Source organism: Rhodococcus sp. NJ-530, from assembly GCF_003860625.1.
Classification (GTDB): domain Bacteria; phylum Actinomycetota; class Actinomycetes; order Mycobacteriales; family Mycobacteriaceae; genus Rhodococcus_F; species Rhodococcus_F qingshengii.
The window spans coordinates 6,130,491-6,157,058 of record NZ_CP034152.1 but is presented as its reverse complement, the minus strand read 5'-3'; the positions used below and the strand labels follow the sequence as shown (position 1 = coordinate 6,157,058).

The 26,568-nt window shown below is 62.9% G+C and carries 27 protein-coding genes; 16 read left to right on the top strand and 11 right to left on the bottom strand.

Annotated elements, in window-relative coordinates; translation table 11 throughout:
- Positions 1-40: 40 nt before the first annotated feature.
- Positions 41-727 (bottom strand): hypothetical protein, encoded by a 687-nt coding sequence (locus EHW12_RS28780; protein ID WP_050654942.1) that lies wholly within the window; start codon positions 725-727, stop codon positions 41-43.
- Positions 724-1,644, bottom strand: a complete 921-nt coding sequence (locus EHW12_RS28775) for a LysR family transcriptional regulator (RefSeq protein WP_125052392.1) — start codon at positions 1,642-1,644, stop codon at positions 724-726. The genes EHW12_RS28780 and EHW12_RS28775 overlap by 4 nt, the downstream gene beginning before the upstream one ends.
- A gap of 95 nt (positions 1,645-1,739) precedes the next feature.
- Between EHW12_RS28775 and EHW12_RS28770 the strand changes: the two genes are divergently transcribed.
- The 3 genes from EHW12_RS28770 to EHW12_RS28760 are packed head-to-tail and all read left to right on the top strand — an operon-like array spanning position 1,740 to position 4,717.
- Positions 1,740-2,942 carry a YbfB/YjiJ family MFS transporter gene (locus EHW12_RS28770; RefSeq protein WP_125052390.1) on the top strand — a complete coding sequence of 401 codons (1,203 nt, stop codon included), beginning with the start codon at positions 1,740-1,742 and terminating at the stop codon, positions 2,940-2,942.
- A 45-nt stretch (positions 2,943-2,987) separates the two neighbouring features.
- Positions 2,988-4,016: a nitronate monooxygenase gene (locus tag EHW12_RS28765; RefSeq protein ID WP_125052388.1), complete on the top strand. Its 1,029-nt coding sequence runs from the start codon at positions 2,988-2,990 to the stop codon at positions 4,014-4,016.
- Positions 4,013-4,717: a hypothetical protein gene (locus EHW12_RS28760; RefSeq protein ID WP_125052386.1), complete on the top strand. Its 705-nt coding sequence runs from the start codon at positions 4,013-4,015 to the stop codon at positions 4,715-4,717. Before EHW12_RS28765 ends, EHW12_RS28760 begins: the two co-directional genes overlap by 4 nt.
- 55 nt (positions 4,718-4,772) lie before the next feature.
- Here the strand turns inward: EHW12_RS28760 and EHW12_RS28755 are convergent, their stop codons facing one another.
- A complete protein-coding gene (locus EHW12_RS28755; protein ID WP_125052384.1) occupies positions 4,773-6,608 on the bottom strand; it encodes an acyl-CoA dehydrogenase in 1,836 nt (611 codons plus the stop codon).
- A 397-nt stretch (positions 6,609-7,005) separates the two neighbouring features.
- On the bottom strand, positions 7,006-8,028 hold the full coding sequence (locus EHW12_RS28750; RefSeq protein WP_030537173.1) for a zinc-dependent alcohol dehydrogenase family protein: 1,023 nt from the start codon (positions 8,026-8,028) through the stop codon (positions 7,006-7,008).
- Between the two features lie 134 nt (positions 8,029-8,162).
- Here EHW12_RS28750 and EHW12_RS28745 point away from each other — a divergent pair, with 134 nt between their 5' ends.
- On the top strand, positions 8,163-9,059 hold the full coding sequence (locus tag EHW12_RS28745; protein WP_125052382.1) for a helix-turn-helix transcriptional regulator: 897 nt from the start codon (positions 8,163-8,165) through the stop codon (positions 9,057-9,059).
- 27 nt (positions 9,060-9,086) lie between these two features.
- On the opposite strand, the gene EHW12_RS28740 is transcribed toward EHW12_RS28745, so the two are convergent.
- On the bottom strand, positions 9,087-10,295 hold the full coding sequence (locus tag EHW12_RS28740; RefSeq protein WP_164490605.1) for an MFS transporter: 1,209 nt from the start codon (positions 10,293-10,295) through the stop codon (positions 9,087-9,089).
- Positions 10,296-10,473: 178 nt separating this feature from the next.
- Between EHW12_RS28740 and EHW12_RS28735 the strand changes: the two genes are divergently transcribed.
- Together EHW12_RS28735 and EHW12_RS28730 are read left to right on the top strand one after the other, a co-directional pair.
- A complete protein-coding gene (locus EHW12_RS28735; RefSeq protein ID WP_125052378.1) occupies positions 10,474-11,559 on the top strand; it encodes a PQQ-dependent sugar dehydrogenase in 1,086 nt (361 codons plus the stop codon).
- Between the two features lie 109 nt (positions 11,560-11,668).
- On the top strand, positions 11,669-12,073 hold the full coding sequence (locus EHW12_RS28730; protein ID WP_125052376.1) for a DUF4259 domain-containing protein: 405 nt from the start codon (positions 11,669-11,671) through the stop codon (positions 12,071-12,073).
- A 25-nt stretch (positions 12,074-12,098) separates the two neighbouring features.
- Here EHW12_RS28730 and EHW12_RS28725 read toward each other — a convergent pair whose 3' ends face one another.
- On the bottom strand, positions 12,099-12,782 hold the full coding sequence (locus tag EHW12_RS28725) for an SDR family oxidoreductase (RefSeq protein ID WP_125052374.1): 684 nt from the start codon (positions 12,780-12,782) through the stop codon (positions 12,099-12,101).
- A gap of 77 nt (positions 12,783-12,859) precedes the next feature.
- On the opposite strand from EHW12_RS28725, the gene EHW12_RS28720 reads away from it, so the two are divergent.
- Complete coding sequence (locus EHW12_RS28720) at positions 12,860-13,468, top strand: TetR/AcrR family transcriptional regulator (RefSeq protein WP_007735618.1); 609 nt, start codon at positions 12,860-12,862, stop codon at positions 13,466-13,468.
- Between the two features lie 92 nt (positions 13,469-13,560).
- On the opposite strand, the gene EHW12_RS28715 is transcribed toward EHW12_RS28720, so the two are convergent.
- Positions 13,561-14,526, bottom strand: a complete 966-nt coding sequence (locus EHW12_RS28715; RefSeq protein ID WP_075834849.1) for a hypothetical protein — start codon at positions 14,524-14,526, stop codon at positions 13,561-13,563.
- 283 nt (positions 14,527-14,809) lie between these two features.
- Here EHW12_RS28715 and EHW12_RS28710 point away from each other — a divergent pair, with 283 nt between their 5' ends.
- The gene (locus tag EHW12_RS28710; protein WP_007735622.1) at positions 14,810-15,706 is read left to right on the top strand and encodes an SDR family oxidoreductase; all 897 of its coding nucleotides are present in this window, start codon (positions 14,810-14,812) and stop codon (positions 15,704-15,706) included.
- A gap of 39 nt (positions 15,707-15,745) precedes the next feature.
- Here EHW12_RS28710 and EHW12_RS28705 read toward each other — a convergent pair whose 3' ends face one another.
- Entirely contained in the window at positions 15,746-16,372 is a 627-nt protein-coding gene (locus tag EHW12_RS28705) for an FMN-binding negative transcriptional regulator (RefSeq protein WP_125052372.1), read from the bottom strand.
- Positions 16,373-16,451: 79 nt separating this feature from the next.
- On the opposite strand from EHW12_RS28705, the gene EHW12_RS28700 reads away from it, so the two are divergent.
- Positions 16,452-17,786: an aminotransferase class I/II-fold pyridoxal phosphate-dependent enzyme gene (locus EHW12_RS28700; RefSeq protein WP_241199074.1), complete on the top strand. Its 1,335-nt coding sequence runs from the start codon at positions 16,452-16,454 to the stop codon at positions 17,784-17,786.
- 108 nt (positions 17,787-17,894) lie between these two features.
- Positions 17,895-18,599: an SDR family oxidoreductase gene (locus EHW12_RS28695; RefSeq protein ID WP_042448150.1), complete on the top strand. Its 705-nt coding sequence runs from the start codon at positions 17,895-17,897 to the stop codon at positions 18,597-18,599.
- Between the two features lie 50 nt (positions 18,600-18,649).
- Here EHW12_RS28695 and EHW12_RS28690 read toward each other — a convergent pair whose 3' ends face one another.
- Positions 18,650-19,018 carry a hypothetical protein gene (locus EHW12_RS28690; RefSeq protein ID WP_007735659.1) on the bottom strand — a complete coding sequence of 123 codons (369 nt, stop codon included), beginning with the start codon at positions 19,016-19,018 and terminating at the stop codon, positions 18,650-18,652.
- A gap of 25 nt (positions 19,019-19,043) precedes the next feature.
- Positions 19,044-20,390, bottom strand: coding sequence for an APC family permease (locus tag EHW12_RS28685; protein ID WP_125052759.1), 1,347 nt, complete (start codon positions 20,388-20,390; stop codon positions 19,044-19,046).
- Positions 20,391-20,536: 146 nt separating this feature from the next.
- Between EHW12_RS28685 and EHW12_RS28680 the strand changes: the two genes are divergently transcribed.
- Together EHW12_RS28680 and EHW12_RS28675 are read left to right on the top strand one after the other, a co-directional pair.
- The gene (locus EHW12_RS28680) at positions 20,537-21,208 is read left to right on the top strand and encodes a DNA alkylation repair protein (protein ID WP_007735662.1); all 672 of its coding nucleotides are present in this window, start codon (positions 20,537-20,539) and stop codon (positions 21,206-21,208) included.
- A gap of 162 nt (positions 21,209-21,370) precedes the next feature.
- On the top strand, positions 21,371-22,423 hold the full coding sequence (locus EHW12_RS28675; protein WP_007735664.1) for an ABC transporter substrate-binding protein: 1,053 nt from the start codon (positions 21,371-21,373) through the stop codon (positions 22,421-22,423).
- Between the two features lie 8 nt (positions 22,424-22,431).
- Here EHW12_RS28675 and EHW12_RS28670 read toward each other — a convergent pair whose 3' ends face one another.
- Positions 22,432-23,376, bottom strand: coding sequence for a helix-turn-helix domain-containing protein (locus EHW12_RS28670; protein WP_003942841.1), 945 nt, complete (start codon positions 23,374-23,376; stop codon positions 22,432-22,434).
- A gap of 205 nt (positions 23,377-23,581) precedes the next feature.
- On the opposite strand from EHW12_RS28670, the gene EHW12_RS28665 reads away from it, so the two are divergent.
- From EHW12_RS28665 to EHW12_RS28650, 4 genes are all read left to right on the top strand, one after another.
- Positions 23,582-24,256: a DJ-1/PfpI family protein gene (locus tag EHW12_RS28665; protein ID WP_125052370.1), complete on the top strand. Its 675-nt coding sequence runs from the start codon at positions 23,582-23,584 to the stop codon at positions 24,254-24,256.
- A 34-nt stretch (positions 24,257-24,290) separates the two neighbouring features.
- On the top strand, positions 24,291-24,761 hold the full coding sequence (locus EHW12_RS28660; RefSeq protein ID WP_003943264.1) for a DUF2269 family protein: 471 nt from the start codon (positions 24,291-24,293) through the stop codon (positions 24,759-24,761).
- Positions 24,762-24,843: 82 nt separating this feature from the next.
- The gene (locus tag EHW12_RS28655; RefSeq protein ID WP_172827070.1) at positions 24,844-25,509 is read left to right on the top strand and encodes a HEAT repeat domain-containing protein; all 666 of its coding nucleotides are present in this window, start codon (positions 24,844-24,846) and stop codon (positions 25,507-25,509) included.
- Between the two features lie 13 nt (positions 25,510-25,522).
- A complete protein-coding gene (locus EHW12_RS28650) occupies positions 25,523-26,557 on the top strand; it encodes a HEAT repeat domain-containing protein (RefSeq protein WP_007735672.1) in 1,035 nt (344 codons plus the stop codon).
- Positions 26,558-26,568: the final 11 nt, after the last annotated feature.

The following is a 26,568-nucleotide window of genomic DNA, read 5'->3' as shown; positions in this document are numbered from 1 at the left end:
GACGCGCGGGCTACCCAAACTCGACGAACGGTAACCGCCTTCAGAGGACTGCGCGGTCCAGTGGACGCGGAAGCGGATCGAGTGCGCCGGTCTCGCGCAGGCGCTCGTACGCTCGAACGACCCCATCGACGGCCCCGATCTGTAGCAACACGCCGCCCGGTAACGCGGCAACGCCTACGGCCAGGTCATCCGGGATCGCGTCAGCGCGAGCGGACGAGAGGTAGCCGACGCGGCCGATCACGGGATCTCCGACGCGATAGTCGGACTCGTCTTCGAGAGCGTCGAGGATGTTGTCGTCGGTGACGTCCCCGAAGTCCGGTTCCCACACCGCGGCGAGCATCCGAAGTAGTTCTGTCTCAGGAACTTCGGCGGCGTCCGGCGCGCTGACACCGAGAATCATCGACTGTAGGACGATTTCCGGTTCGCCGCCGGCCAACCCTGAGAGTTCGAGCCCCCATTCGGGCCCTCCGCCGGATGCGAGCCTCAACCCGATTCCCAGACGATCCGACCAGTCTTCGGCGGCCTGCGCGATCTCGAGCACGTGTGCCAACTGGTCGACGGTCACGGCAGTAGCAGGTCCAGCGGAATGGATCTGTTGCCACGACCCGCCGACCACCTCGGGCAACAGGAATTCGACTTGCTCCAACGTCCGACGCCACCGGGAGGCCACGGCCTGCACCGATTCCGGCCGTCGTCCCCAGAAAACTCGAATAGCGCGTCGTGTCATCGAGTCCTCCGGTAAGGATCGTCCATGGGTAGCCATCTCCCGTCCTCGTGGATTCCGAGATCAGTGACGCCGCGGGTGAGAGCGTCGACGGCCGCGAGAACGGCAGGGCGCGTTTCGTTCTCACGACACAGGAGTGACCACGTCCAGATTGCCGCCGGGTCGATCATCGGGCGTGCCGTGAGATCGCTCGGCAGCGTGATGGTCTGCCCTTTGGGCGAGTTGACGACCGGACGGCCGACGGCACGGACGTGATCGAAGAATGCCGGGCCGGTGATACCACCGTCGTTGATGCGCATGATCTGTGCGCCGGTATCGCGAGCGAATTCTTCGGCGAAGACGTTCCACGAATACCAGGAGGTGGTGTCTTCGTCGACGAGTACGACGACGTCGCGTGCCCGCACCGGTGTGGTGTCTTCTCCGGTGGAGACGGCGTAGAGCCGATCCGCGCCGAGCAGTTTCGCGCTCAGAGCATGTTGGGCGACATCGGTTTTCCGCACCCAGGCGATCGCCAGGTCGAGGCTGCCGTCCGCCACCCGCGCGGCCTGTGCGTGCGATGGCACCACCCAGGCGTCGACGTGCAGTTGCGCGACCCCTGAAGTGCGCGCGATCAGATCCGCGGGGAGCCAATTGACGTAGCCGATCCGGACGGGCTCCGCTCCGGACAGACGCTCCGCGCGGCGCCGCAGATTCCCGGCACTCTCGAGTAGCGCACGGACATCGGGGAGCAGCGCCGCGCCGGCTGGCGTCAGAGCGACGGAACGGCGGTCGCGGACGAACAGCTTGACGCCGAGGTCGCGCTCGAGTGCCATGATCTGCTGCGACAATGACGGCCCGGCGATCAGTAGTCTTGCCGCGGCTCGGCCGAAGTGCAGTTCCTCGGCGACGACCTCGAAGTATCTCAGCTGACGCAGCTCCACGATCCTTCATGCTACGTGCGGTGGGAGGTTGCGCCTATCAGTCAGGAGCAAAGCGGTCGTGGCGGTCCGGCGCGGCCGGGGCACACGATAAGACCATGACCACAATCCACAACGGCGTCTCCTCGCGAGCGCACGCTGTCCAAGCTGCCGCTGCGCTGGCGGCGAGCATGGGAATCGGTCGATTCGTCTACACACCGATTCTGCCGTTGATGCACACGCAGGCCGGTCTGTCCGCCTCGCTCGGCGCCACCCTGGCGACGGCCAACTACCTCGGGTACCTCATCGGCGCGCTCGCGGGAATCCTCATTCCCGGCGTGGTGCGCTCGGCAGCGGTGATGCGTACGTCGTTGGTGGTCCTCATCGCGACTTTGGCGCTCATGCCCACTACCCACGACGGATCCATCTGGTTCGCCCTGCGGCTCGTCGCAGGCATTGCCAGTGCCCTCGTCTTCATGATCGCCGTCAGCGCTTTGCACGCGCACCTTCGGGGGCAGTCCCAATTCCTGGCCGGATGGGGATTCGGCGGAGTTGGGTTGGGTATCGCCCTGTCCGGGGTCCTCGTGTTGGTCGTCCGCTTCATCGGTACCTGGAGTACAGCCTGGCTGGCATCTGCGGCCCTTGCAGTGGTGTGTGCGGTCGCAGCCTGGGGATTGACGCCGGAACCGCGTCCGGCCATCACACCGGACGCGCCGGGAACTCCCAGTTCCCAACGCGGGTTCACTGCCTTGTTCATCAGTTATTTCCTGGAAGGCATCGGCTACATCATCGCGGGCACGTTCCTTGTTGCCGCAATCGATCTCGCCGCTCCAGAATGGGTCGGCAGCGGCGCTTGGATAGTGGTCGGTCTGGCCGCATTTCCCTCGTGCGCCCTGTGGGCTTGGCTCAGCCTGCGTTGGTCGAGGCCGACTCTGCTTCTCGTTGCCCTGTTGATTCAGGCGGTGGGCATAGCGCTTCCTGCTGTGATCGGAGGCGTCGGCCCCGCACTGATTTCAGCTTTCCTGTTCGGTGTCACCTTCCTTGGTATCGGGTCAATTGTGTTGGCAATCGGCGCGCACCTGCAGTTCCCACGCGCCGTGGCGTTCCTGACCGCTGGATACAGCGTCGGTCAGATTCTCGGCCCACTCGTTGTCACTCCGTTGCTGCGAGACGGGTATCGCGACGCTCTGCTGTTGGGTGCGGCCGTCGTCCTGGGCGCGGCAGTGGCCGCCGCGGTTTTGCGGTTCCGATTCCCTTCCGATCTCGATGCGGACCCTCGGACGGCCACCTCGACTGAGGAGGTAGTTTTTGATGTCAGATGACGAAACCGCCGGAGCACTACCCGACGTAGGGCTGGAGATGTTCGAATGAGCGCACTCACAACCGATCTCGACCTGAAGGTCCCTGTCATCGCAGCCCCCATGGCCGGCGGCGCTTCCACACCGGCACTTGTTGCTGCTGCCTCTCGCGCAGGCGGTCTCGGCTTCCTCGCCGCCGGGTACAAGACGCCTCAGGCTCTGTCCGACCAGATCGACGCCGTGCGCGCCGAGGGAGTGTCCTTCGGTGTCAACGTCTTTGCGCCCAACCCGGTGCCTGTCGATGTCGATGCCTACCGTGCCTATGCCAGGGCGATCCAGGTCGAGGCGGATCGCTACGGCATCACACTGGCTGACGGTGAGCCGGTCGAAGACGACGACTACTTCGAGGACAAGATCGATCTGCTCCTGGCCAGCCCGGTTCCGGTGGTCAGCTTCACCTTCGGCTTTCCCGCACCCGGCGTCATCAAGGCGCTGCGCGCTGCCGGTTCACTTGTCGTCCTCACTGTGACTTCGGAGGCAGAGGCGCTCCTTGCCGTCGACGCCGGTGCCGATCTGCTTGTGGTGCAATCGTCGGCTGCCGGCGGCCACTCCGGAACGCTCACTCCCCTGCAGGTTCCGGCAGAAACACCGATCACCGAACTTATCGCACAGATCCGTCATCGCACCTCTGTTCCGCTATTGGCGGCAGGTGGACTGGCGACCTCCGCCGACGTCGCTGCAGCCTTACGTGCCGGAGTGGACGCGGCAGTCGTCGGTACTGTGCTGCTGCGCACCGAGGAGAGTGGTGCCTCGGCTCCGCACAAGGCAGCTCTGGCCGACACGTCCCGCGGGAACACGGTCGTCACAAGAGCTTTCACGGGACGTCCTGCACGGGCGCTTCGGAACGAGTTCATCGATCGCTACGACGCACAAGCGCCCATCGGGTATCCGGCCATCCATCACCTGACCAACCCGATGCGCAAAGCCGCTGTTGCGCAGGCAGATCCCGAGCGAATGCACCTGTGGGCCGGTACTGGCTACCGCCACGCGACGGAGGAACCAGCCGGGGTAGTGCTTTCGCGATTGGCTAACCTGTGACGGCGCGGACACCGAACATCACATTGCCCGAGGTAGTGACATACGACGGGCTGCCCAGGTCCGCCGGTGGTGCACACTCGCTTCGAGTCAAGCGCCCCGACGTGGCATTTCAACGCCTGCAGACATTTCTGGAAGCCTGCACCGAACCAGTGTCGTTGCCGTCGTGGACATTAGAGATCCGCCAGGGCGGGCCACCCGCGCCGACCGCGCAATTGACAGAGCTTGCCACCGGGATCTTCGGTGGGCCCCGCTACAAAGCGCAAACCCATACCGAATGGAACGTCCCACCTGGTTCTGTCAACGAAGCGCTCGATGCCCTCGTTGGTTCCGATGCGGTCACAACCCACGGACGTTCTTTGGCGGCACTGACCTGCAGCACGCCCGTACGCCTGATCGACCCCAACACGCGCGCGCCGTACCCCGACATCACCCCCGACGCGTTCGGCCGTTTTGCCGTGGATGGATACGGCCGGACTCTGGGTGACTCAGGCATACGCGCAACCCTTGGCAACGCGGCATCCTCACTGTCCCTGTGGCTCAACCTGCCAGCAGACGAACGGTTGTCGTCCGGTGCTCGTCACCTACAAGACCATCTCCCGTTCCGGCTGTCCGCGAAGCACTGGCGTCTCTGGCGGCCGAACCGGAGCGCAGACTCTTATCGTTCCAACAAGATTCCGTCGCCGGTTCACGACCGCGTTTGAATCACGCAGCAAGCATTCCGAGTTGCGCACCACCCATACCGCGCGTGGCACGTTGTCAGAATGCGTCTTCCTCGAGTTCCATGATCTCGTTGTCGAGGGAACCCAGGATTTCTTTGGTCGACGCCAGGACGGGCAGGATGTTCTTGGCGAAGTACGACGCGATCACCACCTTGCCCCGATAGAACGACCGGTCCTTTGCCGACGCGTCACGGTCCAAGGCTGCCAACGCGACTTCCGCTTGCACCAACAGGCGCCATCCGATGAGCAGGTCGCCTACCGCGTACAGAAAGCGCACCGAGCCGAGGCCTATCTTGTACAACTCGGAGGGTTGGTCCTGGGAAGCCATCAGATACCCGGTGAGCGTCCCGGCCATCTCCTGCACGTCGGTCAAGGCGGTCTCGAGTAGGACTCGCTCGGCCTTGAGTCGACCGTTCCCGGCCTCACTGTCGATGAACTCTCGTATGCGACCGGCTACGTGAGCGAGTGCAACGCCGCGGTCGCGTGCGATCTTTCGAAAGAAGAAGTCCTGCGCCTGGATCGCCGTGGTGCCCTCGTACAGGGTGTCGATCTTGGCATCGCGGATGTACTGCTCGATGGGGTAGTCCTGAAGATAACCGGAGCCGCCCAGGGTCTGCAGGCTCTCGGTGAGCAGTTCGTAGGCCTTCTCGGAGCCGACGCCCTTGACGATCGGCAGCAGCAGATCGTTGACCCGCACCGCCAATTCGGCATCCGCACCCGAAACCAACTCGGCGACATCGGCATTCTGGTGTGCAGCGGTGTAGAGGTAGACCGCTCGGAGGCCTTCGGCGTAGGCCTTCTGCATCGCCAGGCTGCGTCGGACGTCGGGGTGGTGCGTAATGGCCACGCGGGGCGCGGTCTTGTTTGTCAGCTCGGTGAGGTCTGCGCCTTGAATTCGTTCTTTTGCGTACTCGAGGGCGTTGAGATAGCCGGTGGACAGTGTTCCGGTAGCCTTGGTGCCCACCATCATTCGAGCATTCTCGATGACCTGGAACATCTGGGCGATACCGTTGTGGACATCACCCACGAGCCAGCCGACGGCAGGAACGTCCGTCGCTCCGAAGGTGAGCTCGCAAGTCGGGGAAGACTTGAGGCCCATCTTGTGCTCGACGCCGGTGACGTACACACCGTTGCGCTCTCCCAGTTCAAGTGTGTCCGAGTTGAAATGGGACTTCGGAACGTAGAACAGGCTCAAACCTTTGGTTCCTGGACCGGCTCCCTCGGGCCGGGCAAGCACCAAGTGGAAGAGGTTCTCGGCCGTGTCTCCGACGTCGCCGCCGGAGATGAACCGCTTGACGCCCTCGATGTGCCACGTGCCGTCCTCCTGCGCGATTGCCTTTGTTCGGCCTGCGCCTACATCGGATCCGGCGTCTGGTTCGGTGAGCACCATCGTTCCGGCCCATCCGCGCTCGAATCCTTCTTTGGCCCAGTGTTTTTGCTGTTCGTTTCCGATGGTGTAGAGCACGCTCGCCATCAGTGGACCCATGTTGAAAAAGCTTGCGGATCCGTTTGCCGCGACCAACATTTCGCCGATCGCCCAGACCAACGGCGCCGGAGCAGGTACACCACCCATGCCTTCTGGTAGGCCGAGTCGCGACCAACCGGCTTCGTTCACCGCCTCGACCGTCTTGCGTAGAGGTTCCGGGACCACAACTGCGTGATTGGGTGCGTCGAATTCGACAGGGTTTCGATCCGCGTCGGCGAAGGACGCGGCGACCGGTCCTTCTGCCAGCCTCGATACTTCCGCAAGAATGTTGCGCACGGTGTCGGTGTCGAGGTCCCCGTAAGCGCCGGCATCCAGCAGTTCGCCGATCCCGAGTACCTCGAACAGATTGAACTCGATATCACGCACGTTGCTTTTGTAGTGACCCATTGTTCTCCGACCTTGGTTCGTCAGCAATACGATTCGTCAGCAGATACGGCTCGTCAGCAGTACACAAGAAAGCCTGCCCCACAAGGAATTCAGTACGCAACCGTAGGTAGAGACGAGTGCCGTTGCTACAAAGTAGCGCCGAGTCGCTCTCATTGAAACATTCACTCGTACAATCGGTTTCCGCTGGTGGGGGCGCATATCAGTCGCGAAGCATCCGCTTGGGTCAAAGCAGCTGCGCACCAATCGAAGTGCCCGTCCTCACCTTCGGCGTCATACGCATTCGGTGTGATCAGTGAACATGCTGATCGGTAGACCAAGAGCGCCTCTCGTTGGTAGCCGAGACGTTCCTCGACCGGCGTGTAGAGCCCAGTTCTGTCTCGTGAGCCTTTGGTATCGGTCAGAGGGTGAGTAGCACTTTGGTGGCGCGCCGCTCGTCCATCGCCCGGTAGCCTGCGGCGGCGTCCTCCAACGGGAGAGTGAGGTCGAAGACGATGCCTGGGTCGATCTGGTCGGTCATGATGAGCTCGATCAGTTCGGGTAGGAATCGCCTGACCGGCGCGGGACCGCCGAGCAGGCTCACCGTCGCGAAGAACAGGTTCATGCCGTCGAGTTCGACGCCGTGGGATACCCCGACGTAGCCGACATGTCCGCCGGGGCGGGTAGCTCCGATAGCCTGCATCATCGATTCTTGGGTACCTACGGCTTCGACGGTCGAGTGGGCGCCGTAGCCGCCGGTGAGTTCCTTGATCTTCGCGATGCCCGCGTCGCCCCGCTCTTCGACGATGTCGGTGGCGCCGAATTGTGTGGCGAGTGCCTGCCGGTCGGCGTGACGTGACATGGCAATGATCCGCTCGGCGCCGAGTTGTCTGGCAGCGAGGATCGCCAAAAGCCCGACTGCGCCATCGCCGACGACGGCGACCGTTTTGCCAGGTCCGGCTTCCGCAGCTACGGCGGCGAACCAACCGGTGCCGAGTACGTCGGAGGCTGCAAGGAGGCTGCGGGCCTGCCGCTCGGTCGGCTCTCCGTGGACAGGGACGAGGGTGCCGTCCGCGAGCGGGATGCGAGCGTATTCGGATTGGGTGCCGACCGAGCCCATCATGACCTGGTGGATACAGCGAGACTGAAAGCCGGCCTCGCAGATTTCGCAGGTGTTGTCCGACGCGACGAACGAGCCCACGACGAAGTCCCCAACTTCGATGTCGTTGACGTCGGGGCCGACCTGTTCGACGACGCCCACGTATTCGTGTCCCATCGGCGTCGGGCCATTCAGCTCTTCGATGCCGCGGTACGGCCAGAGGTCGGAACCGCAGACGCAGGTGGCTGTAACGCGAATGATCGCGTCGGTCGGTTCGACGATCACCGGCGCTTCGATCTCTTCGACCCGGACGTCGCCGGGGGCATGCATGACGACAGCGCGCATGACGTGACTCCTCACCATCGGTTTTCTCGTGTCACTTCAACCTGATCATGATTTGGCGGCGTGCGGGAGTCCCACGCGATAGTGGTACTGCGAGGGACTCCCTCGCTACCGGTCACTGACTTAGGCTCGATGGCATGGACGATCGAGCGCAAGTACGCGAATTCCTGACCTCGCGGCGCGCCCGAGTCACGCCCGAACAAGTTGGACTTCCGGCCGGATCGAACCGCCGCGTGGACGGTCTACGTCGAAGTGAAGTGGCAACCCTCGCCGGCGTGAGCGTCGAGTACTACACGAGGCTCGAGCGCGGAGCGATCAGCGGCGCATCGCCGGGTGTACTCGACAGTATCGCGAAGGCCTTACGACTCGACGACGCCGAGCGCGCCCACCTTTTTGATCTCGCGCACGCGGCAAGCCCGGTAGCCAGGCCCCCGCGTCGGCGAAATGCGAAGGGCTGGAAGCCCCATCAGAGCCTGCAGTGGGCGCTTGATGCAGTCACCGCGGGACCCGCTTTCGTGCGGAACGGTCGCATGGATCTTCTTGCTGTCAACCCACTCGCGCGTGCGTTTTACAAGGACCTGTACGACATGCCGGGGCAGCCCCCGAATATCGCGCGCTTCACGTTCCTCGACGAAAGGGCTTTCGAGTTTTATCCGGACTGGAACGCGTTTGCCGAGGTGACCGTCTCGATTCTGCGAACCGAGGCTGGGCGAGATCCTCACAACAAGGAATTGCACGATCTGATCGGTGAACTCAGCACTCGGAGTGAGGAATTCCGGCGTCGGTGGGGCGCGCACGACGTCCGCCATCACGGCACCGGATTCAAGACTTTTCACCACTCCGCCGTGGGGGAGCTGACGCTTGCCTTCGAAGGTTTGGAGATGGCCGCCGAGCCGGGGTTGACGCTCACGATCTACACCGCAGAGCCGGGATCGCCGTCCGCGGAACGGATGCAGCTACTCGCCTCGTTGGCAGCCAGTGAGGATGCGGACTCTGCTCCTCACGTGTCGGAGCGGTCGCTGACGGACGGCTGACGAACTGCGCGACGGTTGATCGGGTCGTCAGTTGACGACTTCGACGGTGGTGCGCTTCGTGCGTTCCTTGCGCAACAGGATCATCAGCGGCAGAAAGTAGAGAGCGGCAACGCCGGTGCCTACCAACACCGGCCCAGTGGCACCGAGACTCGAGGCGAACGCAAACCCGGCGATCCAGGAGCCGACCGCCGTGCCCAGATTGAACGACGAGGTGCTGAGAGCAGAAGCCATCGTCGGCGCCTGATCGGCATAACGCACAGCCATCCCGATCAGGATGGGATTGGTCGACATGCCGAACAGTCCCAGCATGACTACGAGAATCACCGTCACGATCACGTTGTGCGAGAAGAGGCAGAGCGCCCCGAGTACGAGAAACGTCATCGCTGCCGAGACGAACAAGACCCCGTACTGATGCTTCGCACCGAGTCGACCGCCGAGATTGGAGCCGACGAACGCACCGAGTCCGTAGCCGACAAGCACTAGCGGCACTGCCGACGCAGCAAGTCCCGTGTTCTCGGTCAACAGCGGAGAGATGAAGCTGTACGCCGCCAGCGACGACCCGCACACGACGGCGCAACCGGACAGAACGAGCCAGATGCGTCCGTCCCGTAGGCTCGCGATCTCCGCTCGCCAGGACGGCACCGCACCGGATTCGGTGTCGGCGGGTACCAATCGGTGGACGACGGCCGCGGCAACGAGTGCGAGGGCGGCGAGGGCCCAGAAAGGACCACGCCACCCGATGCTCTGACCGGCCAGAGCGCCGAGCGGAACACCGATGACGTTCGCGAGCATGCCTCCGCCCAAGACGATGCCGAGCGCGCGCGAGGAAGACGCCGGGCCGGCCGCTTTTGCTCCGACCACTGCGGCGACTGCCCAGAATGCGCCCGTCGCCACGGCTGTGAGGAAGCGGGCGCCGAGAATGAGTCCGAAGTTGGACGAGAGCGCGACGATGACGTGTCCGATCGCGAAAACAACCAACGCCGAGCTCAAGGTCACGCGTCGAGGAACCCTGAGTGTCAAGATCGCCATCGCCGGCGTGCCGACGATCATTCCGATCGCGAAGACGGTGATCATCAGGCCGACGTTCGCGATCGACGTACCGAGGTCACCCGCGATCTCGGGAAGAATGCCGGCGACGACGAATTCGGTTGTACCCATCAAGAAAACTCCGACGGCCAGCACGTAGATCACGAGCGGCAGGCGGCCGGTTTCTTCGACGGTCGGGGCGGAAATCATGAGGTGGTCAGTTCTCTTTCTGTTGACGACGCGCATGTCGTGGCGCACCCGTCCAGGGCATCACGCCTGTCGCCTGCGAGGGAGTCCCGGTCGTTGGGGGTACTCGAAGGGACTCCCGGTGTGGCCGATTGCGCGCTACCGTCGGCGCAAAGACTGCCTGAACCCGGGAGGCGCGCCCATGACACGACGACAGATCCGGGGGCTCGGCGCCGCCGTGCTTGTCTCGGCCTTGATGACTGCTTGCAGTACCGAGGACGCTGAGGGGCCCGGTCCACAGGCAAGCACGACAACACGATCGGCGCCCGCCGCGGCCTTCGGTGAACCCGAGACCGTCGCCGACGGCTTGGACGCGCCCTGGTCGATCGCATTCCACGGCGATACACCACTTGTCAGTGAGCGCGACAGCGCGCGAATCCTCGAACTCGACGCCGGCGGAAACAGCCGCGAGGTGGGAGTCGTCGACGGCGTCAGCCCCAGGGGTGAGGGCGGTTTACTAGGGATCGCAGTACGTGAAAACCGCCTGTACGCGTACTTCACCGCGAACGGGGAGAACCGGATCGAACGCTTCGACATCATCGGTGCTCCGGGGGAATTCGCGCTCGGGCCGGCCGAGACGATTCTCGACGGGCTCGCTTCGGCCAGCTACCACAACGGTGGTCGCATCGCGTTCGGCCCGGACGGGATGCTGTACGTGACCGTCGGTGATGCCGGTAGTCGAGACAGAGCTCAGGACCTCGACTCGATGTCCGGGAAAATTCTGCGCATGACTCCGGATGGCGATGTACCGCTAGATAATCCATTTCCGAACTCGTTTGTCTACAGCTACGGCCACCGCAACTCCCAGGGCATTGCCTGGACCGAGGACGGCACGATGTACGCCAGCGAGTTCGGGCAGGACACCTGGGACGAACTCAACCGGATCGAAGCAGGCGGAAACTACGGGTGGCCCGAGGTCGAAGGGATTGTGGGTGAAGACGGATTCATCGACCCGCTCCAACAATGGTCACCTGACGACGCCAGCCCCAGCGGAATCGCCATCCACGACGGCACGATCTACATCGCCAATCTTCGTGGTGAGCGACTCCGCACGGTGCTCTTGACCGATCCCGCGACCGCCGACGAGCAGTTCGTCGACGAATACGGGCGCCTCCGTGACGTTGTAGTCGCACCGGACGGGTCGCTGTGGATACTGACGAACAACACCGACGGTCGTGGCGACCCCAACCCCGGTGATGACCGCATCCTTCGCGTGCCGTTGCGCTGATGTCGATTTCCGGCGAACGCAGTACTTCCAGCCCGAGGGTCCTGGCCGAAGCCTGTGATTCACTAATATCTTTACGACAGGTGCGCCGGGTACGGATCGGAGAGACAGCATGGGGACTTGGGGTTCAGGACCTTTCGACAACGACGTAGCGGGCGACCTGCTCAGCGCAGTACAGGCGGGTGACTACGACATCGACGATTACGCTAGCCACCCCGATGGCGGTTATCTCGATGCCGATGATGCTCAAACAGCAATCGCCGTCGCCGAGATTCTTGCGGTTGCGCACGGCGTTGCGGCGAAGCCTGTGCAGCTGGATGGAATTGACGCCGCCGGGTACGTCAGCACCTTGAGCCCGGAGCAGAAGAGTTGGGTCCTTACCGCACTCGAGCGTGCAGTTTCCGACAGCGACACTTCGGAGTTGTACGAGTTGTGGGAAGAGAACGGTCCGGAAGACCTCGCAGCTTGGCGGGCACCGATCCTGAGCAGATTGGCCAGCCTCAAAACGGTGGGGTGAGCGTCACTCGTTTGCAGTCCCTTGCTTACTCGGAGTTCGACGAGGACAGACTCCCCTTGACGTACCGGGTGGTGTTGTCAGCGAGGATCTCGGCGAGCCCGCTTTCGATACCGTCCAGTGCTTGCGCGGCGACGTCGGCAGGATCGATCTTCTGTTCGGCGGGTACGCCAGCGGCCATGTCGGTATCCATGTATGCGACATGCAGTGCCGATACGGAGATTTTGCGCGGCGCAAGTTCTTCTCGAACGGCGTCGGTCATCGCCCAGGCCGCTGCCTTCGACGACGCGTAAGACCCGAGCGCGGCTGGATGGAACCAGGACAGCACCGACAGAACGTTGAGTATTGTTCCGCCGTCGTTGTTTTCGATGACGGGAGCAAACGCCCGGGTCACGGCGAGCGGGCCGTAGAAGTTGACGTCCATCTCTCGTCGAATGTCATCGATGTCGCCCCCGATCAAGGGCGCCGAGGTAGAGATACCTGCGTTGTTGACCAGCAAGGTCACATCCGATGCGATTTGCGCGGCGGCGGTTATCGATTCGGCGTCCGTCACGTCCAACCTCAGGGGGATGACGCCGGGTAGATCGACAGTTTCCGGATTGCGCGCAGCCGCGTACACCTTTGCGCCGCGCTCGACGAGTCCCGCAGCCAGATGGCGTCCGAGCCCGCGATTGGCTCCTGTGACGACCGCAACCGTCTTGTTCAGGTCCATGATTCTCCCAGAGTTGTGATTGCTCGTGACGTTTAGATTATGAATCAAATCTAAGTGTCGTCTAGGATAGATGTCAAGTGAAATCCAAACTGGAAGGCGTTGTGATGGGCCGCGTATCGCAGCAACAAGCGGAAGAGAACCGTCGGCGCGTCGTGGAAACCGCAGCCCGACTGTTCCGAGAGAAGGGCACTCACCTCAGCGTCGCCGACCTGATGAAGGCGTCGGGGCTGACCCACGGTGGCTTTTACAAGCAGTTCGCGTCCAAGGACGCTCTCATCGACGAAGCGACCACCCACGCCTTCAAGGAACTGGCTCAGCTGCACTCTGCGGGACTCGAAGAGCATGCAGGGCAACGTGACTCCGCCCGAAAAGCTTTGATCGATACCTATCTCTCGGTGGCGCATCGCGACAACCCGGCAGACGGATGCCCCGCTGCTGCGCTCGCCGCCGACATGGCGCGCGAGCCTGCAGACAGCGAGGCCCGTCGGGTTTACACGGAGGGAGTGGGGGATTTTGCCGCAGCTCTTGCCGACGACGAAGCTGTCGGTCTCCTCCGGCTCTCCACCATGCTCGGTGCACTGGTTCTTTCGCGAGCTACCAAGGGTTCCCCGCTCTCCGAGGAAATTCTCGATTCCGCGCGCGTCGAACTGATCAGAGGGCTTCGAGAGCCGCTGTCATCTTCTTGACGGTTCGGGTGCCCTGGCCGCGAATCCCGCTTTCACGAGGTCCAGTTCTCGCGGTTCCGAGAGTCGGACTCTCGATATGTCGATTGAACGCTCTAGTTGATTCCGACGACTTCCTGGGCGATCGCTGCGAGTCTTGCCTGGGCAGCGGATACGACGCCGTGTCGGTTCTTGTGCGCTTCCTCGTACGCAACGATGTCCCGCACCTGTGCGGCGTCGGTCAGTTCCTTCACGGCGGAGACGGCTTGGGTGACGTTGAGTTCGTCGAAGTCTTCGATGGGAAGTTCAGTGGGGTCGAGTAGCCCACTCGACTTCCGTACCGAACGGAAGACGTCGGCGGCACCGTCAGCACCTTCTCGGCGAGTGACCTTCTCAGCCGTGGCGATGGCCGCATCCCTACTGGCCGAGAGTGTTTTCACAGTCACGTCACCGGCATATGCGCCCCAGCTGATCAGCTCACCCAGTACCGGCGGTGAGGTGCGAACAGCGTCGATGGCACGGTCGAGACTGCGGGTGGACCAGGAGACCGGAACGTTGACCAGCCGTATCGCCGCGCCGGTGGCAGCTTGCATCGGTGTGCGGCGCAAAGCTGCCGGTCCACCGAGTGCCTCTTCGGCCAAGACAGTCGTGAGCCAGTCCACGGTCGCGGAGTGTGCAGTGATGAGGCGGTCGGCCAACGCCGCGACGGTCTGATCGCCGCCGGCAGTGGCCAGGGCCTTGAGGTAGCGGGAGCGGTCGAGGAGTTGATGTTCGAGCGCAAGGTCTCCCAATACCGCTTCGTCGAAGGGCTGAGCCTGTTCGACCATCGCTTTCACTCCGGCTGTCGCGCGTCCGAGGAACGGACCGACCAATTCCGGAACGCCACCCAGATCGCGAATCGTGGACTCGATGGAACTCGCCCTTTCACGGCCGTTCTCTGCGTTTTCCGTGAGTTCGCGTCGAACCGCTTCGGTTCTGGCCTGTGCGACGCGCGTTTCGGCGACCTGGATCTCGGTGTGCGTCAGTCCGAGGAGGATGCGTAACTGGGTGATCAAGGCGGACGTGGTTTCGGAGTTGCTCATATCGGGGTCGTCCCTTCGTCGGTGCGTGCTTTACGTGATGTTCAGCTTCTGCTCGACGAGTGCTCCGCGGGTTGCGGAGCCACCGCCGCTACGCGGGCTACCCCGACCTACCGCGTAGTAACCACAACGAACAAGTGGGCTCGACGCACCGAGATCGTCGGCGCCAGGACGAGTGAGATCCCGGCCACCCCGAGGTTTCGATTTCTATTCGGCGGGAAGGAGGCATGTGCAGTGCATCCATCCAGAAGCCCGCGAGAAACTGCGTCACCCGAGGAGTATCGATATGCCGGACCAGTACGCAATGCAGGACCCGACCACGCGGTTCCCCGCTCCTGTGCGTGAGCGGCAGGCGGAGATCGCACACCCCGGTCTCACCGCAGACATGATTTCTCCTCCCGACCACGGTGAAAACACCTATCGAGGAAGCGGTCGACTCGAAGGAAGGCGTGCGATTGTCACCGGAGCGGATTCGGGCATCGGACGTGCGGTCGCGATTGCATTTGCCAGAGAAGGCGCGGACGTTGTCCTGAGTTATCTCGACGAGGAAGAACAGGACGCTCGGGAAACCGCTCGCTGGGTCGAGGAGGCAGGTCGCAAAGCCGTCTCGGTGCCGGGAGATCTCCGAAGCGAGGAACATTGTTCTGCTTTGGTCGAAACCGCGGTGCGTGAACTCGGCGGACTCGACATCTTGGTGAACAACGCCGCGTTTCAGATGGTGCAGATGGGCGGCATCGCCGATATCACCACCGAACAATTCGACCGTGTGATGAAAACCAACCTCTACGCACTATTTTGGCTCTCCAAGGCAGCGATCGCGCAGATGGAGCCCGGATCGACGATCGTGAATACCTCGTCCATCCAAGGTGCGTCCCCGTCGCCCGAGCTGCTCGATTACGCCACGACAAAGGCGGGCATCATCGACTTCACCAAGGGGCTGGCCGCCGATGTCGCACGGAAGGGAATCAGGGTCAATGCCGTTGCACCTGGACCGATTTGGACGCCACTGATTCCGGCGACGATGCCCAAGGAGAAGTTCGAGACGTTCGGGGACGACGTTCCGCTCGGGCGGGCAGGTCAGCCGGCCGAGCTTGCTCCCGCCTATGTATTTCTCGCCTCTGGCGAATCCAGTTACACCACTGGGGAAGTCATCGGCGTGACGGGTGGAAAACCGCTCACCTGAATGTGCGACTAGACAAGGCGTACGACGACGGCGTAACGGTCAACCGTTGTCGAGGCCCGCGGCGACCATCGCTGCGGCGGTCTCTCGTTCGGAGAATGAGCCCTTCTCCAGACCCCGGATGACGCCGGAGCAATCAGCGGGGGAACGGTTTTGGTTCAACTTCGCTTTTCCGTAGACACGGGCCACGTGCAGTTCGATCCCCACAATCCCTCGCAGCTGCGCATCGACGAACTGCGGCGGCGCGTCGGTGACCTTCCATTCGTTCTCACGGCCGGATTCATGTCGAGCTGTCAGTGCGGTGACGTGCGCACGCAGCCACTGCTCGTCGTCGTGCGCAACCAGTTGGCCGTAGACGTAGAGAACTTCGTAGTTCCACGTCGGGACAACCTTCCCGTGGACGCTCTTGCTCGGGTAGAACTCGGGGCTCACGTAGGCGTCGGCGCCGGGGAGGATCACCAGAGACTCCGATGTCCCGGTGTATCGCCAATGCGGATTCGTCCGGGCGAGATGCCCCTCCAACACGTTTCCTTCGGCGTTGTACAGCAGTGGCATCGACGTGACTTCGAGGGTCTCGGGGCCCGGTGTGACCAGGTGTCCGAATCCACCGGCGTGGAGAGAGTCGGCGACCGCGTCGTCGGAGAGGCGGAATTGTCCGGGCAGAATCATGTGTCTCCTCACAGATTTTTTGTCATGTGACAATGTGTCACAGCGTGGAGGTTTTGTCATGTGCTAATAGAGTGAGCCTGTGACCAGCACTGTGGCGGACCAGGTGAGGCTCTATGTCGTCCGCGGGACAGCGGGCGAGATTTCCGAGGGCATCCGCAATCTCATCAGTGCTGGGGTACTGGCTCCAGGGGATGCGTTGCCGCCCATACGGGCCTTGGCCGACGATCTCGAGGTTCACCGGAACACAGTTGCCGGAGCCTATCGCTTGCTCGTGGCGGCGGGAGTTGTGGAGACACAGGGCCGGCGCGGCAGCTTCGTGCGAGCCATACCGTTCCTGGAAGGAGAAGGCGGTATCGCTCTTCCTGGCAGCGTGGATCTCGCCAGCGGAAATCCTGATCCGGCATTGCTGCCTGATCTCAGAGCCTCGTTGGACCGGACCACTTACACGCCCCGGTTGTACGGCGCCGCAGCCACCGAGCCTCTACTCGATTCCTGGGCACGTTCCTCGATCAAGGACGAGGTTCTAAGGCCGTGCTCGATCACCATCACCAACGGTGCCGTTGACGCGGTCGAGCGACTGTTGACCGCTCATTTGACCCGAGGTGACGCCGTCGCGATCGAGGATCCGTGCTTCCTGGCGAGCATCGGAACGCTCAAAGCCAACAGCTTCCGAGCGGTACCGATGGACATCGACACTTCGGGTATTACCCCGCAAGGGCTGCTGCGTGCTCTCGAAAGTGGTGTGCGCGCGATTATTTGCACCCCTCGTGCGCACAACCCCACCGGGGTCAGCATGAGCGCCGACCGAGCGGCGATTCTCGGAAGCATCCTGGCCGAGTTCCCTCACGTTCTGGTAATCGAGGACGATCACTTCTCTGCCGTGTCCAGCAATCGGTACTGTCGGCTCGCTCCGATGAGCACGACGCGGTGGGCGCTTGTTCGTTCCGTGTCGAAATTTCTCGGGCCCGACCTGCGCGTGGCAGTGGTCGCCTCGGACCTCGACACCGGCATTCGGCTGAGCACTCATCTCCGGTCGGGCGCCAACTGGGTCAGTCACCTGCAGCAGCGCTTGAGTGCTGAACTGCTGAGTGATCCGACGGTGATCGACGGCCTCGCCAATGCTCGCGCTGTCTACGAGCGCCGCCGAACCCTTCTGAAATCTGCACTGTCAGAACATGATATCGAGGTTCCTGACACTTTCGACGGACTCAATGTCTGGGTTCCGCTGGATCGGGATTCCGAACCGATTGTCGAGCGACTCGCCGAGTCTGGCTGGCTCGTGCGGGACGGAAGTCAGTTCTCGGCGACGCCGGGTCAGTGCCACCGGGCACTTCGTGTGACCGCCTCCACCATCACCTCTGACCAAGCACGCGAGTTCGCCAGTGCCCTGGCTGAAATATTGGCGAGCCCGTAGTTGTCCAGCTGCACTACGGTGCGAATCTGAGTCTCTCGCTTCTCGACGAAACTACCGGCGACGGCTGGATCGATAGGATCGGTTCGAGCGACGACGAAGGGTGTAATTGTGGCGAGGGCGGTTGTTGTCGGTGCGAGCCGAGGTCTTGGTCGTGCGTTGATCGAGGGTCTGAGGAGCGATGGCGACGAAGTTCTCGGCATATCGCGTCGGCGTCCTGACGGGTTCGACGTCTCAGAGTGGATCGAAGCCGACCTGACCGATCCTGTTACGGCAGCGAATTCGATCGATCAGGAGCTTGTCGGTGGTGTAGATACCCTGATCTGCAACGTCGGAATTTGGGAAGGGGATGCCTTCACTTCCGATTATGCGTTCACAGATCAATCCGATGTCGAAATGCTCGAAATGATCAACGCCAACATCACGGCCACAATTCTCCTGCTCAAGCGCCTGATCCCGAGAATGATCGGCCGTCCTCGACCTCGGATCATCTTGACCGGGTCCACCTCGGGACTCCCGCGAAGCGGTAGGCCGGAGGTTGCGTTCGGTGCATCGAAGTTCGCGATCAACGGCATTGCCGACGCGTTGAGAGAGGGCTACCGGAAGGACAGACTCGCCGTGACTGTCCTTCATCTCGGATATCTCAATACAGAAGACGGACTCGACGTGCCCCGAGACGTCGCTGCCGCCAGGGGAGAGGGATCTCTGGTCCCGGTACATGACGTTGTGGATACGGTGCGCTCGATCTCGAGTTTGTCGTCTTCGACGTCAGTGCGGGAAGTAGTCCTCACTGCGATCGACGATCCGCGATTCTGATTTGCGGCTGTCGACTCAATCTGGTTGCTGAACAGACGTATTCAGAGAATCTAGACCCCGATCAAGAAGTAAGCTCCGGTCAGATACGTCAGGGTGAGGCCCGCCAAGGCCCACGCCATGTACGGCCGGATGTAGAGGCGCCGCAGGCGGTGCAATCGCAGGGAGGCTCGCAAGAACGCGCCCACGGTCCCGAGCAGCAACATCAGGCTCGGGACGAAGACCGCCAGTCGGCGATCCTTCTGTGAGCACAGCAAGGTGTCGGTACCGAAGCATTCGCCCCGCCGGGAGCCCAACCACACGATCGCGATAACCAAAACCGCGGTAGCCAGAACGACTGACACGCCGTACGTCAGGGTTCGCCTGTTGATCTTTCGCTCTCGACGCTGAATTACATCTGACGCGTCAGAACTGTCGGTCATCACACCGGCTCCTGTACATCGCACCTCACTTCGTGGATCGGCGGTGGGAGAGGGCGTACAGCACTACTCCGACGGCCAAGAGTAATGATGCGCGTAACCACGTCGCAGCGCTCTGCTGGGTGAGCAACGCAACGCACGTACCGAGAGCGAGGATCGGGAAGATGATCGGCGTTCGGAAGTGTTTGTGTTGCACTGCGTCACGGCGCAGAACCAGGACGGCGATGTTGGTGCTGATGAATACGAAAAGCAGCAGGAGTACCACCGTCTCCGCCAGGGCTGACAGCGATCCGGTGACGCAGAGAGCCATGGCAACTGCTGTGGTCGCGATAATCGCCACCCAGGGGGTCCGTCGCTGCGGCAGTACCCGAGCGAAGACGCTCGGGAGCAAGCCTTCCGATGCCATCCCGTATGTCAGCCTGCTCGCCATGATCATTGTCAGCAGTGCGCCGTTGGCGACGGCGACCAACGCGATCAGGCTGAACAGGCGAGGCGGAACGCCGACGTCGGCAGCTGACACAACTTCCAGCAGTGGCCCGGAGGATGCGGCAAGTTCGTCGGCGGGCAGGACCACCGAGACAGCCAGGCCGACAAGGACATAGGCGGCGCCGGCTGTCAGTAATGCTCCGAACAGTGCGCGTGGGTAGACCTTGCTCACGTTCTTCACTTCTTCGGCTACGTTCGCGGACGTTTCGAAGCCGACAAAAGAGTAGTACGCGAGGAGTGCCGCAGCCAGCACCGCGAGTGCAGGCGATCGGCTGTCGTCGAACTCCACGACGCGGCTCAGGGTTCCGTCGCCGCGCCCGAGAACTATGCAAGCGAGGACGACAACGAGGACGAGCCCGGTGACCTCCACGACTGTCATGACGACGTTGGCGCGCATCGACTCCTTGATGCCTCTGGCATTGAGAAGTCCCACCAGGAGCAGGAAGACGAGCGCCGCTGGAACGGTTGGGACGTCGATGAAGGCTTTGAGATAGTCGCCCGAGAATGCGAGGGCGAGTCCCGCCGCACTGGTTACGCCGGCCGCCAGCATCGAGAAGCCGACAAGGAACGAGATCAGTGGTTTCCGATACGCCCGTTGGGCGAAGACGGCTGCGCCGCCCGCTCGCGGATATTTGGTGACCAGTTCGGCATACGACGTTGCTGTCAGCAATGCCATGACGAGCGCTACGAGCAGTGGTACCCAGACGGCTCCACCAACTTCACCGGCGATGACGCCCACCAACGCGTAGATGCCGGCACCCAGAACGTCTCCGAGGATGAACACGAAAAGGAGTGGGCCGGTTATAGCCCGAGTGAGAACGTTCTTACCGCCGTCTTCATCTCCGCCTGCGGTTTCGTCCACGTTCTCAGCACCCGCGGCGCGTCGCATATGCAAGGTTCGTCCTGTCTTCATGGTGGCGTGCCGCCACCTCAGGAGCAGTCATGTACCCATTGGCCGAGGTTTCAAACGTAGGTCGCCCGCCTTCCCGTGCTTTGCTTGTAGGGGAATCGCAGAAGTAGTGACTGGAGGACGAAGTGGCCGAAACGACGGTTGCCGCGGTGATGGACGAGTTGGCTGCTCTCGAAGATCCGAAGGCGCGTGCGGTGAACGAGAAGCACGGTGACGATCACGGTGTGAACCTCACAAAACTGCGCGCTGTTGCGAAGCGATTGAAGACTCAGCAGGAACTCGCACAACAGCTTTGGGCGACGGGCGATACCGCGGCGCGATTGTTGGCCCTTTTGATCTGCCGCCCGAAGGCGTTCGAGCGTGACGAGTTGGATGTCATGTTGCGAGAGGCCCGCACTCCGAAGGTGCAGGACTGGCTCGTCAATTACGTGGTGAAGAAGAACCCGCATGCCGAGGAGTTGCGGGTGGCCTGGACCGCTGACCCTGATCCTGTGGTCGCTAGCGCCGGGTGGGCTCTGACCACCGAACGTGTCGCGAAGAAGCCCGAGGGACTTGACCTTTCAGGGCTACTCGACGTCATCGAGGCGGAGATGAAGGATGCTCCTGACCGCCTGCAATGGGCGATGAATCACTGCCTGGCTCAGATCGGGATCGAACATGCCGAGTACCGCGCCCGGGCAATCGAGATCGGTGAGCGACTGCGGGTGCTCGAGGATTACCCGACTCCACCGAACTGCACCTCGCCGTTTGCGCCCATCTGGATCGTGGAGATGGTGCGACGACAGAGGGCAAAGTAGAGCGCACGACAACTGAGGATAGGGTTACCTTCGTGCTACGTTGGGCGCCGTCACCCGCTCGGGGTGTCTGAGCAGGTCGATCGACCGGGAGGTCCTGGCGTGGCGAGAATTTTGGGACGAGGGCTGTCAGAGCGACGAAGTGGTGGCAGCCGTGTCCGCCGGATGGTAGCCGTCGTGGCGGCGTGCGGGCTGGCGGCCGGAATGGCGGCCTGCAGCAGCAACGGCGACAAAGACAGCACCGACGACAAAGACAGCACCCGGACTTCATCCGCAGTCGACGCCGCGTTCCCGGTGACGATCACGTCGGCCCTCGGCACGGCCGAGATCAAGGAGGAGCCCAGGCGGGTCGCAACCTGGGGATGGTCCAATCAGGACGCCCTCCTGGCGCTCGGTGTCGTCCCGGTCGCGATGCCCACTTTCTCCGGACCTCAGTACGGGGCCGACGCGCAGGGCATTCTGAAGTGGGACGCCGAGGCACTCGACAAGCTCGGTGGCGAGCAGCCGATCTTGTTGTCGGGTGACGGAACGGGCGAAGCACCTGTCGAGCAGTTCGCCAAGGCTGAACCAGATCTCATCTTCGCCCCGTACTCCGGGCTCACTCAGCAGGAATTCGACGCACTGTCGAAGATCGCGCCGGTGGTTTCCTTCCAGGACGAGCCGTGGACCGCGTCGTGGCAGGACCAGGTGACCATCGCTGGTCAGGCGCTGGGTAAACAGGCCGAGGCCGGCACGCTCATCGACAAGACCAACGCCGCGATCAGCGCGACGGCTGCGAAGAACCCTGCGTTGCAAGGTAAGACCGTCACCATCGGACTCCCGAACAGTCCGAGCACCTTCGCGGTGAGTAAGAACGCCGACGTGCGTGTCGAGTTCCTCGAGCAGCTGGGTCTGAAGAACGAGCCGACGATCCAGCAGGCCGATCCCGCCAAGGATCCCGAGGCCGTGTACTTCGAGCTGAGCACCGAGCAGGCGCCGCTGATTGCGTCTGACGTGCTGTTCGTGGTGGCCTACGACAAGGACTCTCTGAACGCGTTCCTCGCCGAGCCACTGGTGGCAGCTCAGCCGGTGATCGTCGATGGGCGTACGGCATCCACCAAGGACTTCAGCGTCGACAAGAACTTCGCGTTCGGCGGACTGACGGTCCTGACCATCCCGTACATCCTCGACGACGTCGCCACAGTTCTGAACACCGCTGCCGGCAACGTCAAGGGCTGACCGGCCCGCTAGCGGGAAGTTCGAAACTGTGTCCGGTACCGCTGTGGGCTGGTGCCGACCAGGTCTCGGAAGCGTTCGCGGAACGTGGTGACGGCATTGAATCCGACTTGTCCCGCAACACGTTCGATCGAGTGGTCGGTAGTCTCGAGCAGAAATTGCGCTTGGCGGAGCCGCGCGTGATGGAGCCATTGCAACGGCGTCGTACCGATTTGTTCCTGGAATCGGCGGTTGAGCGTGCGAGTGCTCATCGTTGCCTTGGCCGCGATTGTCGTGATGTCGAGTTGCTCCCCGAGGTTCTCTTCCATCCAGTTCAGTAGCGGCCTGAGGGTTGTCCCGCTGGGTACGGGAGGTTCGTGGACGATGAATTGTGCTTGCCCTCCGGCACGTTCGAGCGGCATCACACTCAGCCGCGCCGTGTCGGCGGCGACCGCGGACCCGTAGTCCTGACGGACCATGTACAGACACAGGTCGAGTGCGGCCGCGGCGCCGGCGGAAGTCAGGACGTGCCCGTTGTCTACGTAGAGAACGGCGGCATCGACGTCGATGGCCGGGTGCCGACGCGCCAACTCCGACGCAGCCGCCCAGTGCGTCGTCGCGCGAAGTCCGTCGAGCAGGCCTGTGTCGGCGAGGGTGAATGCGCCGACGCACAGTGAGGCGATGCGCGTGCCGCGATCCGCGGCAGTTCTGAGGGCTTCGATGATCTCGGGGTCGATCGGCACATCGAGATCGGCGGTGCCCGGGATGATGATCGTGCTGGCCTGGGCGAGACGTGACAGTCCGTGCGGTACGCGCATCGTGAACGTTCCGGTCTCCACCTCCTCGGTGAGCGCGCACACGGCGGTCCGGTAGGCCGGTGCGCCTGAGGGAAGCCTGCATCGTCCGAAGACTTCGAGGGGTGCTGCCAGGTCCATCGGCACCACTCCGGGCAACGCGAGAACTGCAACGTCATGCATGTCTGAAACGTAGCGTATGTGGCGCGAGATCCTGTGATCTCGTGTCGTGAAATATCCTCTCAACTGGTATTTCACAGAATATGTGAGGTTGGCTGAAAGCCGTCGAAGGTTGGCTTTCAGCCGTCGCCGCAGGGGTCAACTTCCTCCTACTGTCGTAGGAACAGCGAAGCGCACAGGAGCGCGTCGCACAAAATCGGAGGTTGCAGTGCACGCGCAGATCGTGTTGTTCGACGGATTCGATCCCATGGATGTCGTGGGTCCGTATGAGGTGCTCTACGCCGGGGGTCTCGCCAGCGGTGGGGCGTTGAGTGTCGAACTCGTCAGTGCGGAGGGGCCTCGGACCGTCCTGAGCGGAAGTGGTGAACTCGCTATGACCGCCACTGCAACCCTCGATGTCGAACACGCGGATCTGATCATCGTTCCCGGAGCATCGGGTCTCTTCGAACCCGATGCGGACCAGCCGGGCACCAGTTTGCCGGAAAGACTCGCGGCCACAACGGAAACCGAACTGCCTGTCATGATGCGGCGTGCACTCGACGATCCTGGTGTTCTTGTTGCGACCGTCTGTGGAGGATCTTTGGCGCTGGCGATGGCGGGGCTTCTCGAAGGGCGCCGCGCCGTGACACACCATCTTGCCGTGGACGCACTGGCGGCCGGCGGCGTTATTCCGATCCAGGCGCGAATCGTCGACGACGGTGACCTGATCACCGCCGGCGGTGTGACATCCGGTCTCGACCTTGGCCTGTACCTGTTGGAACGATGCCTCGGGCCCCGGATAAGTCTCGAGGTCGAAGCGCTCTTCGACTACGAGCGTCGTGGAACGGTGTGGTCGGCCACGGGCGCCGAGCCTGTAATCACCTTCGCCCCGGACGCTGCGTGAATACGCTTGTGCGTACCGAAACGCGAGAAATCCCATGACCGGAATCCTGCTGTCCCTCCACGTGATTGCGGCCATTCTTGCCATCGGCCCCGTCGCTGTGGCGGCGAGTATGTTCCCGGTGGCGAGCCGCGCCGCGCTCGCCGATCCGGACAGCGCCAGTGTTGCGACGACGGGCATGCTGCATCGCATCGTTCGGGTGTATGCCACGATCGGCGTTGTCGTTCCGATGCTCGGTGTCGCCACCGCCGTCAATCTCGGAGTGCTCGGTGACCTGTGGATCCTCACCTCGATCGCACTCACCGTCGTTGCCGCCGTGATACTCACCGCGGTCGTGCTTCCCGCCCAACGGCTGACAATGGCGGCGATCGAAGGAACCGGGTCCGTTGTGGATGTCGCAACGCGGCTCACCCGTCGACTGGGCACAGCGACGGGGATCTTCAATCTGCTCTGGGTCGTTGTCGTCGTGCTGATGATCTTTCGGCCAGGATCGACAACCGGCGTGTGATCCGAGGCGATATTTCCCGTGTCGGAGACAGCGACGCTTGACCTTGACACAGTGACAAGGACTCCAATGGTCGACGAAGGAGGTGGTTGTCGTGAACACAACCAACCATGGTGGGCAGAATGCTCACCTCGTCGACGCATTGGCCGCGGCTGATCCCTCGGTTCGGCTGCGCGCCGCGCTCGCTGTCGGCACGCGCCCGGACCCTGAGCTGACGGATGCCCTGATCGATCGGTGCGCCGTCGAGCCGGACTTCTTCGTCCGCGACATGCTGACCTGGGCATTGTGCCGCTTGCCGGCCGAAATTACGGTGCCGAGGCTGATCCGTGAGCTCGGGTCCGATGGTTCGCAAGCCCGCAGTCAGGCGCTCCACACCTTGTCCAAGATCGGCGATCCGATCGCGTGGCCCGAGGTCTCTGCGCTGGTGCACGACCAGGACGACGAGGTCGCGCGCAGTGCGTGGCGCGCCGCAGTGGCACTCGTGCCGGCAGGAGTCGAGGGTGCACTCGCAGCGGATCTGGCGACCGAACTCGGGCGGGGCGAACTGCAGATGCAGCTCAGTCTGAGCCGTGCTCTGACCGGGCTCGGCGAGGCTGTACTCCCGGTGCTCGACGCGGCCGGTATGAGCCCGAATCCGCGTGTCCGGGCGCATGCTGATGCTACAAAGCAACTCTGGCACGACCCCGACGGTGGGTTCGCACTCTCTCACGAGTTGGCGAAGCGCGTCGCGGCAATCGGCCCGGACGCGTAGGAAGGGGAGACGGATGTTGATCGGCGAGGTCTCGCGGCGTTGTGGTGTCAGCACACGGATGCTGCGTCACTACGACACCTTGGGACTGGTGAAGCCGACGGGCCGCACGTCCGGCGGTTACCGGGAGTACTCCGCCGACGACATCCGTCGACTCTTCCACGTCGAGAGCTTGAGGACGTTGGGGCTCTCGTTGAACGAGGCCAAGCGTGCACTGGACGAACCCGACTTCGCGCCGGCCGATTTGGTGGGTGAACTCATGCAACACACTCGGCAACGGATCGCGGCGGAGGAGGAATTGCTGACCAAACTCGAAAGGGTCGATGCCAGCGCCCCTTCGGAGTGGGACGACGTCCTACGCATGGTCTCACTGTTGCGTGCACTCGAATCCGAGTTCGCTGCCCATCGTCAGCAAGCGATCCTGTCGCAGGAGCTAAATGCGGCGTTGCCCGTCGACGCACTCGTCGAGGCCATCCTGTCGGAGAAGGATGCCAACGTGGCCGGAGCGTTGCAGTGGGCGTTGGCGAGGACCGAAGGTGCGGGCCTTGCAGGTCTCGCGAAGGGGCTCGAATCGGAGGACGTCGAGGTTCGACGCCGCGCGACGTCGGCCATCTCCGGGATCCACACCGAGGAAGCAACTCGGGCGCTGAAGCGAGCTCTCGATGATTCGGACGCGATAGTCCGCGCTGATGCCGCTCTCACCCTCGGATCTCGCGGAGAGGCCGTCTCGATGCCCGCTCTCCTCGAGATGGTCGCCGACGGGCGACGCGACGTCGAGGCCGGAGAGGTGCTCGGTCTTCTCGCGGAGCACTCACCGACAAGCGGTGAGGTCGTCGATGCCGTGCAGGCAGGGCTCGACGGCACTGACGACGCCCCGACGAGGTTGCGAATCACGCAGGCACTCGCTGAGATTCCCGGCGCGGCGGCCCGGGAAGCGCTCGCCCGGCTGACACGCGACGACGACAAGACGGTCGCGTCCACGGCAGCGGCGATCCTCGCGATGCGGGACCGTGGACCACGCCGGCGCGAACGACCGCGTATCGGGAACTGAAATCGGAGAAC

Excerpts from the sequence above, each read along its gene's own strand:
- EHW12_RS28780 (WP_050654942.1), bottom strand. The coding sequence starts at position 727 with ATGACACGACGCGCTATTCGAGTTTTCTGGGGACGACGGCCGGAATCG.
- EHW12_RS28770 (WP_125052390.1), top strand. The coding sequence starts at position 1,740 with ATGACCACAATCCACAACGGCGTCTCCTCGCGAGCGCACGCTGTCCAA.
- EHW12_RS28765 (WP_125052388.1), top strand. The coding sequence starts at position 2,988 with ATGAGCGCACTCACAACCGATCTCGACCTGAAGGTCCCTGTCATCGCA.
- EHW12_RS28755 (WP_125052384.1), bottom strand. The coding sequence starts at position 6,608 with ATGGGTCACTACAAAAGCAACGTGCGTGATATCGAGTTCAATCTGTTC.
- EHW12_RS28750 (WP_030537173.1), bottom strand. The coding sequence starts at position 8,028 with ATGCGCGCTGTCGTCATGCATGCCCCCGGCGACGTCCGGGTCGAAGAG.
- EHW12_RS28745 (WP_125052382.1), top strand. The coding sequence starts at position 8,163 with ATGGACGATCGAGCGCAAGTACGCGAATTCCTGACCTCGCGGCGCGCC.
- EHW12_RS28740 (WP_164490605.1), bottom strand. The coding sequence starts at position 10,295 with ATGATTTCCGCCCCGACCGTCGAAGAAACCGGCCGCCTGCCGCTCGTG.
- EHW12_RS28735 (WP_125052378.1), top strand. The coding sequence starts at position 10,474 with ATGACACGACGACAGATCCGGGGGCTCGGCGCCGCCGTGCTTGTCTCG.
- EHW12_RS28730 (WP_125052376.1), top strand. The coding sequence starts at position 11,669 with ATGGGGACTTGGGGTTCAGGACCTTTCGACAACGACGTAGCGGGCGAC.
- EHW12_RS28725 (WP_125052374.1), bottom strand. The coding sequence starts at position 12,782 with ATGGACCTGAACAAGACGGTTGCGGTCGTCACAGGAGCCAATCGCGGG.
- EHW12_RS28715 (WP_075834849.1), bottom strand. The coding sequence starts at position 14,526 with ATGAGCAACTCCGAAACCACGTCCGCCTTGATCACCCAGTTACGCATC.
- EHW12_RS28710 (WP_007735622.1), top strand. The coding sequence starts at position 14,810 with ATGCCGGACCAGTACGCAATGCAGGACCCGACCACGCGGTTCCCCGCT.
- EHW12_RS28705 (WP_125052372.1), bottom strand. The coding sequence starts at position 16,372 with ATGATTCTGCCCGGACAATTCCGCCTCTCCGACGACGCGGTCGCCGAC.
- EHW12_RS28690 (WP_007735659.1), bottom strand. The coding sequence starts at position 19,018 with ATGACCGACAGTTCTGACGCGTCAGATGTAATTCAGCGTCGAGAGCGA.
- EHW12_RS28685 (WP_125052759.1), bottom strand. The coding sequence starts at position 20,390 with ATGCGACGCGCCGCGGGTGCTGAGAACGTGGACGAAACCGCAGGCGGA.
- EHW12_RS28675 (WP_007735664.1), top strand. The coding sequence starts at position 21,371 with ATGGTAGCCGTCGTGGCGGCGTGCGGGCTGGCGGCCGGAATGGCGGCC.
- EHW12_RS28670 (WP_003942841.1), bottom strand. The coding sequence starts at position 23,376 with ATGCATGACGTTGCAGTTCTCGCGTTGCCCGGAGTGGTGCCGATGGAC.
- EHW12_RS28660 (WP_003943264.1), top strand. The coding sequence starts at position 24,291 with ATGACCGGAATCCTGCTGTCCCTCCACGTGATTGCGGCCATTCTTGCC.
- EHW12_RS28650 (WP_007735672.1), top strand. The coding sequence starts at position 25,523 with ATGTTGATCGGCGAGGTCTCGCGGCGTTGTGGTGTCAGCACACGGATG.